The organism is Streptomyces sp. NP-1717 (genome assembly GCF_022695985.1).
Classification (GTDB): Bacteria; Actinomycetota; Actinomycetes; order Streptomycetales; family Streptomycetaceae; genus Streptomyces.
In genome coordinates, this window is the sequence record NZ_JAAPBF010000292.1 from 1 (window position 1) to 7,511 (window position 7,511).

The window sequence follows — 7,511 nt, forward strand, 5'->3', positions numbered from 1 at the left end:
CACCGGGCGGTCGTCGGTGGAACTCATCAGGAGGAGGTGCCTTCACTTGATGGAGCCGCCGGAGATACCGGCGGCGATGTACTTCTGGGCGACGACGAGCAGGATCGCCGCCGGTACGGCCGACAGCACGGCGGTCGCCATCACGGCGCCCCAGTCGCTGACATGGGCTCCGACGAACTGGTAGATGCCGAGGGTGATCGGCTTGACGTCGTCGGTGGTGTTGAGGGTCAGGGCGAACATGAAGTCCGACCAGGCGAAGAGGAACGTGAACAGGCCGGCGGTGATCAGCGCGTTGCGGCTCATCGGGAGCACGATGCGCACGAAGGCCGTGAATCGGTTGGCGCCGTCGACCAGCGCGGCCTCGACGACCTCACCCGGTATGGACACCATGAACGCGCGCAGCAGCACGATCGAGAACGGCAGGCCGAGCGACGCGTCGGCGAGGATCAGCCCGAGATACGAGTTGACGAGGCCCAGTTGCGCGTAGGCGCTGTACAGGGCGTTGGCGATCACGATGCCCGGCACCATCTGGGTGATGAGCGTGGTGAAGACGATGCTCCGGCCGCCGCGCAGACCGAACTGCGCCAGCCCGTACGCCGCGGGGGCGGCCAGCGCCAGACAGACCACGACCGCGCCGAGCGCCACGACGAGGCTGGTCAGCAGGGACTTGCCCTGGCTGCTGACGGCCGCGTCGAAGTTGGACAGGCTGAGGGAGGTGGGGAACCACTCGGTGGCCGTGATGCTCGTGTCCGGCTGGAGCGCGGTGTTGAGCATCCAGTACACCGGGAAGAGCAGGAAACCGAGGATGAGCAGGGCGGCGGTGGTGTTCCAGGCGCCGCGCAGGGACGAGGACCGCTTCATCGGTGTCACTCGGATCACTTCCCCGTTCCGAAGTCGGCCCGGTTGGCCCGCAGATAGAGCACGGCGAAGACCGCGCTGATGACGATGAGGACGTTGCCGACGACGGCGCCCTGTCCGAAGTCGAGCTGGAGGAAGGAGAGTTGGTAGGTGACGGTGCCCAGGGTCTGGGTGGAGTCGGCGGGGCCGCCCGAGGTCAGTGCCAGGATCAGGTCGAGGATCTTGACCGTGGACATGAAGCCGAGCACCAGTACGACGGTGATCACCGGCCGCAGCAGCGGCAGGGTGACTCTGCGGAACGCGCGCCACGGGCTCGCGCCGTCCAGGGCCGCCGCCTCGTAGAGCTGGCGCGGGATCTCCTGGAGTCCGCCGTAGAGGATCACCATGTTGAACGGGATGCCGATCCAGATGTTGACCATGATCGCCGAGAGCAGCGCCACGCTGGGGCTGCTCAGCCACGGCACCCCGCCGTCGGCCAGGCCGACGGCCTGGAGCGCGCTGTTGAGGATGCCGTGGTCCTGGTCGAGCACGCGTCGCCAGACGACGGCGGACACGACCATGGGGACCAGCCAGGGCAGCAGCAGGACCGCCCGGATGACACCGGAGAGCCGGAAGCGGCGGGAGAAGAAGACGGCGAGCGCGAGGCCGATGGTGAACTGGCCGGCGAGCGAGCCGACGGTGAACACCGCGGTGTGCCAGAGCGAGTCGGCGAACAGTTCGTCGGCGAACACCGCGCGCCAGTTGTCCAGCCCGGTGAAGGGCGCCTCGCCGGTGAAGTACGTCGTCGGTGTGTACCGCTGGAAGCTCATGACGACGTTGCGCACCAGCGGATAGCCGAAGAACAGCGCCATGTAGAGCAGCGCCGGCAGGACGAACAGCCAGCGCAGCAGTGAATGCCGGTCGCGGCGGGGCCTGTCGGGCGCGGGAGGGACGGTTTTCGCCGGTGCGCCGGTGGAGCCGGAAGCGGAGTCCGCGGACGGGCCGGCGGCGGGGTCGAAGGACCCGGCGGAGGGGACGGCGGTGGTCATGGTGTCCTCACTTCTCCCCGGCCGATGCCTGGCGCTGGGCGTTCCTGAGGGCCTGTTCCGGCCCCGCCCCGCCGGTCAGCACCGACTGGAAGGCTCCGGCGAGCGCGTCGTTGACCACCGGCCAGCGGGTGCCGACCTCGGCGGTACGGGAGCGTGCCGTGGCCACCAGATCGACGAACGGGGCCAGTCGCGGGTACTTCTCGGCGTACGACGCCGCCGCGGCCGCCTTGGTGGGCACGTTGTTCACCGACTCACCCCACGCGAGCTGGTTCTTCTCGCTGTTCAGACAGGTGAGGATCTTCCCCGCGTTCCTCTCGCGCGCGCTGTCGTCGCTCTTGGGCACGGCCATCACCGTGCCGCCGATCGGCGCGACCGCGTCCTGGCCGGCCTCGGGAACGGGGATGGTGGCGACGGCCCAGTCGACCTTGTCCTGCGCGCCGAGCACCGGCACCTGCCACGGCCCGTTGATCATCATGGCCGCGCGGCCCGCGACGAACTGGTCGTTGACATCCTGCTGGTTCCAGTTGACGACCGACTTCGACACGGACCTGTCGCCGAGCAGTTCCTTCCACAGGGTCAGGGCGGCCTCGCCCTTGCCGTTGTCCAGCCGTGCCTCGTCGCCGCCGCCCGACCAGAAGAACGGCAGGAACTGATAGACGCCGTCGGCGTTCGGGCTGGCGCTGAAGGCCATGCCGTAGGTGTCGCCCGACGTCAGCTTCTTCGCCGTATCGCGCAACTCGGCCCAGGTGGTGGGCGGTTCGACGCCCGCTTCACGCAGCAGGTCCTTGTTGTAGAGCAGCGCGAGGGAGTTCACAGAGCGGGCCACGGCGTACTGCGTCCCGTCGTAACTCCCGAGCGAGGTGGCGCTGTCGGAGAATCCGGTGGCGTCCAGGCCCACTTCGTCCAGGGGGCGCAGCCCGCCGGTCTCCGCGAACTGGGGCAGTTCCGAGCCGTCCAGTTCCAGGATGTCGGTCAGGGAGTCGGAGGACGCCATCCGCAGGGCCTTCGAGGCGACGGTGTCCGCGGGCACGCTGATCTGCTCGACCTTCAGGCCCAGCGGCTCGGCGCAGCGGTCGAAGAACTTCTGGTTCGCACCGTGTTCGGCGGCGTCGGTGGCCGAGTTGAGCACGGTGACGGTGCCCGGGTCGGGGGTGGCGGCGCATCCCGTCAGACCCAGTGCGACGGGGAAGATCGCGGCCGTGGCGGTCGCGATCACCCGTATGCCTCTTGGGCGTTGCATGGTGGTGGGCTCTCCGTTCACGAAGACGGCTCCGAAGGAGGGCAGATCACGCTTCCCGTCGCCATCAGGGGGGTGATCAGCCGGTGTGGGGGTTGTTCTCCCGGGGGGAGGGTGCCGTCGCCGCCCACGGCACCGAGCGCGAGCCGGACCACGGCGGCGGACATCTCCCGCACGGGAAGTTCGATACGGGGCAGCGGCCGGCCGCCCGGGTCGTCGGGGAAGCCGCCGACGAGGACGACGGCCAGGTCCTCGGGGACGCGCAGTCCGGCGGCGGCGATCTCGTCCAGCAGGTGCGGCAGCAGGATCAGGTGCTGGACGACGAGCGCGGTGGGAGCGGGCCGGGCGGTCAGTGCCTCACGCAGGGTGCGGGTTAGCTTCTCGGGCTCACCGCTGGAGGGAACGACGCGGATGTCGGCGGTGTTCTCGCGGGCGGCGAGCCGGGCACCGGCCAGACCCCGCAGGGCGTAACCGCGCCGGGAGGCGATCTCGTGGTCGGCTGACGACAGGAAGACGATGTGCCGGTGACCGGCCGCCACGGTCTCCCGCAGGGCGAGGGCCACGGCCGCCTCCCAGTCGAGGTCGACCCAGGGCAGACCGGGCTCGTCCTCGCCGCGGCCGAGCAGCGCGGCGGGGAACGCCTTCTCGCGCAGGGCGGCGGCGCGCTCGTCCCGCTCCTGAACGGCCATCAGTACGGCCGCGTCGGCCATTCCGCTGCCGACGACCCGGCTCATGGCGGCGACGCCGTCCAGATCGGTGATCAGCACGACGTCGTAGCCGTGGTCGCGCGCCGCGTCGCTGATGTCTATGGCGAACGTGCCGTCCGCGCCCCGGTACTTGCCGGGCTGCCGGGGCACGGCCAGTGCCAGGACGTTGCTGCGGGCGCTGCGCAGCGTACGGGCGCTGGCGCGCGGGTGGTAGCCGAGTTCCTCGACGGCGGCGCGGACCGCGATCCGGGTCTCCTCGGAGATCTTGCGGGACCCGCTGAGCACGTACGAGACGGTGCTGGGGGCCACGCCGGCCCGCTGCGCTACGTCCTTGATGGTGGCCACGCCGCTCCCCAGCCCGTGTCGAATCGATTCGTCGAATCGATTCGACAATGTTTACGTGGGCGTCACATTAGGGCGGTCCGGGAGGGGTGGGCAAGAGTCGGGACAAGATTTGTTTCCTGCCATGCCAAATCCGGGGGCGGGCACTCCGGTCCGGCCTCGCGGACGGGTGGCGTCATGTGCCGGACACGGCCCGGTGCGGTGCACCGGGACCGGGGTTCCGTGGCCGGGTCAGCCCGACGTCGCCTTCACCCGCCCCGACTTCACCGCCTTCACCAGCGCGGCGTGATCGCGCTCGTTCTGGTCGGCGTACGCCTCCGCGAACTCGATCAGCGCGTCGTCGAACGCGGGGCCGCCGCCCAGATACGCGGCGATGGCGATCCGGTCGCCCGACCGGGCGTGCGCGCGGGCGAGGGTCGCGCCGCACAGTTCGCCGAACACCCGCATCCCGTTGGGCACCATCTCCTGCGGCACCAGGATGCCCTTCCAGTCGTGCAACTGCCGTACGTAGAAGTCCCGTTGGCGCCCGTCCTGCCCCCGTACCCGGTCCCATCCCAGGAACACGTCGCCCACGGCCTGCATGAGCCGCTGCCCGGCGGCGACGCGCTGCCCCTGGTTGCGGTACTCGCTGCGGCCCGCGTGCTCGGCGAGCACCGAGCGGTCCGCCTCCTTCGCCTGGAGGATCAGCGGGTCCGTGTCGTCCTTGCCCAGCAGGAGCAGGATCCAGCAGCGCGTCCCCACACTGCCCACGCCGACCACCTTGCGGGCGATGTCGACCACCCGGTACTGCCGGAGCAGATGCCGGCGCTCGGTCGACAGGCTCCTGCCGTACCGCTCGACCAGCTCGTGGAGTTCGGTGACGAACGTGTCGCGCCGCACGCCCCGCAGCAGATCGTCGACCGGCACGAGGAGCGGCGGATCGGGTGTGAAGCGGCGCTCCCCGTCACGTACGCGCGTCAGCTTCTCGAACGCCTGGAGGCTGTCGCGGGTTCGCGCCTTCGCCATCGTCGCGGACAGCCGCTTCCGGCCCTTCGCCCGCAGCTCCCGGTCGGCCAGCGGCTGGAGTTCCGCCATGTCGGCCCGCGTGTACCAGACGTCGAGGTTGCCCATCCCGGCGAACAGGCGCATGCGCTCGCGGTACGACCGTACGGCCGTGCCCACGATCATCGCCCTGTCCTTGGCGGAGAATCCGTTCTCCCGCGCGGCGATCACCAGGCTCGCGGCCAGCCGTTTGACGTCCCACTCCCAGGGCCCCGGCAGCGTCTCGTCGAAGTCGTTGATGTCGAACACCAGCCGGCGTTCGGGCGAGCCGAGCAGCCGGAAGTTCATCAGATGCGCGTCCCCGCAGAGCTGCGCCGTCAGGCCCGTGTCGGGCGTCCCGGCCAGATCACCCGCCATGATCGCGGCGGCGCCGCGGTAGAAGCGGAAGGGTGACTCCGTCATCCGCCCGTACCGGATCGGTACGAGTTCCGGCACCCGCGTCCGGGACTGCGCGTCGACGACCGACACCGGGTCGGGCCGGCCTCGGGCGGGCTCGAACCCCGCGTGGCTCTTCCTCGGCGCGCTCTTGCGCGCCGCCTTCCCCTCCTCGGCCCGCTCGCGGGGGGTCAGATACGGGGCCCGCCGCCGCACGGCGGTACCGGAATTCCGGCCTCGCTTGCTCATCGCTGCGCCTCCGCTCGAAGAGCCCGCCCCGCCCATCCACTATCCGGTGCCCCTCGGCGCCCCGCACGTCGGCGGGCCCGGGGGCGGCGGTCGGCGGAGGCGGTCGCAGCGCGGTCAGCGGTTGCGGACGGCCGCCAGCAGCGCGGGCGAGTGGTAGCCCGTCGACGTACCCGCGTGCCAGGACACCAGGTCCGGTGCCTCCGGGCGGGCGCCGCCCAGGACGTAGAGGACCACCAGGCCCAGCGTGCCGACCACGGTGATCCCCAGCGTGATCCCCACCGCCTGGTGGAACCCGTCGGCGAGCCCCTGGACGAGCGCGAAGTGCAGCAGGACGGGACCGATCAGGAACGCCGCCTCCGAGCGGAGCAGCTCGACCAGGGCGAAGGTAGGGCCGATCTGCGCGGCGGGGACGGAGAAACCGGCCAGGAAGAGTCCCGGCGTGACGCCCGCGCCCGCGCCGAAACCGAGGAAGAACGAGGCGACGGGGACGGTCGCCGAGGCGCTCGACGTGGAGGCGGCCAGCAGGACGGCGGCGCCGATGGCCACGCTGATGGTGCCGCACAGGGCCAGGAAAGGGGTCCAGCGGGTCGACATCAGCCGGCGGAACAGCAGGGCCGCGATGACGACACCGAGGATCTGGGGTGTGACGAGGGCCCCGATCCGTAGCGGGGAGTAGCCCGCCTCCCTGGTCAGATAGACCTCGATCAGCTCCAGCAGGGTGGTGAAGCACGCCCCGACGAGCATCGCGTTGAGCGTGCCGACGACCGGCAGGGTGTTGCTGATGGGGCGCACCGGCATCAGCGGATGGGCCTTGCGGTACTGACCGCCCACCAGGAAGACCCCGCAGGTCAGTCCGACGACGACCGGCACGTAGAACTCGGGGTCGCTGAAATCGCCGCGCGTCAGCCACGCGACACCGAAGAACGGCAGCGCGGTGGTGCCGAAGGCGAGCGGGATCGCGGTCCAGTCGAACTTCGCCCGGCGGTCCGGCGGGTCGTTGCCCTCGAAGGTCAGGGAGCCGATGAACAGTCCGATCAGCGCCAGGGTGCCGACGCCCGCGAACAGCGGCCGCCAGCCCCCGAGCGAGCCGACGAGCCCGCCCACCAGCGGCCCGAAGGCCACCATCCCGAAGAGCCCGAGACTGACGACGGCGGCGGTCGTCTGGAGTCTGCCGATGGGGTGGCCGATGATCAGCGGCGGCAGCGCGGCGACCAGCAGCATGCCGGTGAACAGGCCCTGGAGCACCAGTCCGGCGGCGAACATGCCGATGTTCTGCGCACTGAGCGCCAGCACCGAACTCAGCACGAAGCCGCATTCGCAGATGAGGTAGACCCGCCGCCGTGCGAAGCGCTGGACGAGGTCGGCGGCGGCGACCGCACCGAAGGCGTACGCCGCGTTCGACATGCCGCTGCTGAGCTGGAGTTCGTACACCGTGGCGCCGATGCCCCCGATGATCTGCGGCTCCGCCAGGGAGGTGGCGGTGGTGAGGATCAGGTACGGGCTCAGCGCGAGCAGCGCGAGGGCGACGGCCGCCGGGTAGTTGCCGGCCAGCGGCAGCCGGGTGAACAGACGGGTCGACGGTGGGCTGACGCGCAAGTACGCCTCCGGGGCCGGCGTGCGGGCAACGGGGAACGAACGCGGGCAGGGCGTTGACCAGGCAGAACCGGCGAGCCC

The 7,511-nt window shown here is 70.7% G+C and carries 6 protein-coding genes; all 6 read right to left on the bottom strand.

Annotated elements, in window-relative coordinates; genetic code table 11:
• Positions 1-42: 42 nt before the first annotated feature.
• Positions 43-861, bottom strand: a complete 819-nt coding sequence (locus GXP76_RS32440; protein ID WP_242575202.1) for a carbohydrate ABC transporter permease — start codon at positions 859-861, stop codon at positions 43-45.
• Between the two features lie 14 nt (positions 862-875).
• Positions 876-1,886, bottom strand: coding sequence for a carbohydrate ABC transporter permease (locus GXP76_RS32445; RefSeq protein WP_242575198.1), 1,011 nt, complete (start codon positions 1,884-1,886; stop codon positions 876-878).
• A 7-nt stretch (positions 1,887-1,893) separates the two neighbouring features.
• The gene (locus GXP76_RS32450) at positions 1,894-3,126 is read right to left on the bottom strand and encodes a sugar ABC transporter substrate-binding protein (protein ID WP_242575199.1); all 1,233 of its coding nucleotides are present in this window, start codon (positions 3,124-3,126) and stop codon (positions 1,894-1,896) included.
• Between the two features lie 17 nt (positions 3,127-3,143).
• Positions 3,144-4,175: a LacI family DNA-binding transcriptional regulator gene (locus tag GXP76_RS32455; protein ID WP_242575200.1), complete on the bottom strand. Its 1,032-nt coding sequence runs from the start codon at positions 4,173-4,175 to the stop codon at positions 3,144-3,146.
• Between the two features lie 228 nt (positions 4,176-4,403).
• Positions 4,404-5,837 (bottom strand): DUF2252 domain-containing protein, encoded by a 1,434-nt coding sequence (locus GXP76_RS32460; RefSeq protein ID WP_242575201.1) that lies wholly within the window; start codon positions 5,835-5,837, stop codon positions 4,404-4,406.
• Positions 5,838-5,951: 114 nt separating this feature from the next.
• Positions 5,952-7,511 (bottom strand): MFS transporter (locus GXP76_RS32465; RefSeq protein WP_308354275.1); only part of this gene is annotated, 1,560 nt, incomplete at its 5' end.